Source organism: Endozoicomonas sp. ISHI1 (assembly GCF_024606225.1).
GTDB lineage: Bacteria > Pseudomonadota > Gammaproteobacteria > Pseudomonadales > Endozoicomonadaceae > Endozoicomonas_A.
On the sequence record NZ_JAGRPU010000115.1, the window covers coordinates 1 to 2,177 of the forward strand.

General features: G+C 45.6%; 1 protein-coding gene. It reads right to left on the reverse strand.

The window, feature by feature from the left end:
• The coding region (locus KBW69_RS23270) for a hypothetical protein (protein ID WP_257282515.1) at positions 1–2,177 on the reverse strand (2,177 nt) is incomplete at both ends.

The following is a 2,177-nucleotide window of genomic DNA, read 5'->3' on the forward strand; positions in this document are numbered from 1 at the left end:
AGAAAGTGCTCAAATTCATCCACTGTCTGATAACCTTCGACATCTCTGACAGCCTTTATGTAGTTCTTAAGTTCAACCTTGTTGATCAGACCTTCACGCAGCAGACTTATGATCTTGTTGCCGCTGGCAGAATGGGTAGCGAAGTATTTCGAGAAGCTTTTCGGGCCCCCTGATTGAAGCTCAAGGAAGTGGAGGGCTGTTTTGCCCATGCTGTAAATTTCGTCGTCGTATTGTAGAGCCCCTTTTTTTATCGAATACCTGGCTCTGCGCAGAAGCCTGAAGATTTCATTCATGTCACTCCCGGGCAGATCTTCAATAGGCTCTATAGGGGATCCCGGGAAGGTTGTCTTCAGGCTCTTGTAAACTTCCACAATCCCACTGGCCTGTTTAAACGTCAATTTGTCTCCGACCAGTGCCTGCAAGTGAATCGGTGCAAATTCATCATCAAAATCGAAAGTCGGAAGGTAGGGTATGGTCTTACCACTTTCTACTGCTAATTCTGCCAGACCGAATGCCACTTCCAGAGCTTGTTTTTTGATAGAGTGTTGCTCTACGAAGGCGTTAATAGCGGTCCAAACTTTTACCTGTTTCGGCGTATACTGGAAGGGACCACCGTCGTTTTTGACGGCTTGCTGTGCCGCCTTCAGGGCCTCCTTCAGTCTCTGAATGTCTGCTTTCATGAATTCAATTTCATCTTCCAGATAGGCCTGTTCCAGAAACAGATGCCGGATTTTACCGTCAGTACCATCACTCCCACCTTTGACTTGAGTGTATTTTTTCCTGGTTAAAAGCAGTTCACCCTCGACCTCATGGGATTCGTCCCGACCATGGGCATTTGTGTAATCTTCACTGCTACGAAGCTTATTCAGTCTGCGATGAAAACCTGCCAGCTTACTTTCAGCTTTTGCTATTAACCACCTGGCTGTGGCTACATCACGATCAAGCCTGTATCGTGGTTTAGGTCCCAGGCGAGCGATTTGCCTGTCAAGCTCATCATCAATGGCTGCGATACGCTCATTAACGTCAGGCTGACCCGCTTTGAAAACTTCTTTATCCAGCTGTTGGAGTTTTGCTGCAATAAGACGGTTCTGGTCGTCGATCCTGGCATCATCTTTATAATCTTTAATGTTGAGTTGATGAGCAATTTTATTGTTACAGATTCTCCTGGCACCCTCATCTTCATAGAGTTCGTCTACTCTGCCCCGTAATTCCTGAATTCTGTCTCTCAGAGCATATTGCCGGACAGACAGGTTGGCATCGTCTTCAAACTCTACCTCCAGATCACTGGCCAGTTTAGCTATGAAACTTTTGCCTCTCTTTATAGCATGAGGGTTTTCATGAGGGTCGATATCCAGCTCGTCCTCCAGAACGATAAGACGACTTGCTTGTTGTTCTCTGGCTCGCTGATCCGATTCTTTGATTACGTAGTTGAGACGATCACGAATCGTCATGCGTTTGATGTCCATTTCCAAAGGGTTCCCTTCCAAATCCTCCCAGTCTGGCCTGTCTTCCCACCAGAGCGTCTCGAGCATCTTATCCAGCTCGTCATTTGAGATATCACCGGCATCAAGTCTTGTAAGAATCCTCTCCAGTCTTGCTGTTTTGTAATCATCTCCATTGACTTTGATGTTGAGTAATCTTTCCATTTGGTAAAGTGTCCTCAGGGCCTCTTCCTCTGACCGCTGTCTGGCTTCTATGATTTGTTCACGTATGTCTTTAGAAATGAACTGACGAAGGACATACACACTTTCACTTTCTTTGTAGTATTTACCCCCCACATGAGCTATCAATACCCTACGAATTGTCTCCAGTACCTCGGGCATCAGTTTGGGATGGCCCGGTGTTTTGATGTCTTCCAGTTCAATTTCCAGCTTTGAAAGCTCCAAGAGCTTGTCATTTACCTTTAATTCTATACTGGCGCGGTCTTTCAGACGGGTGTCTTTGGCCGGATCAATGCCAAGAACCACTGCCAGAGCGTCTTTTCTGACTTTGGTGTAAAAATCCTCTATATCGAGCTGATTACTCATTGCCTTAAGTTGTTGACGCAGACCTTCTTCCCGGGCTTTCATTGTCTTAAATGTTTGCAGCAGGTGTTCCTGTTGAGCGTCAATATTTTTATTGCTATCAAAATTCTGAATGTTTAAATGAGCGGCAATGGTTGCATAACGAGCTTTTAT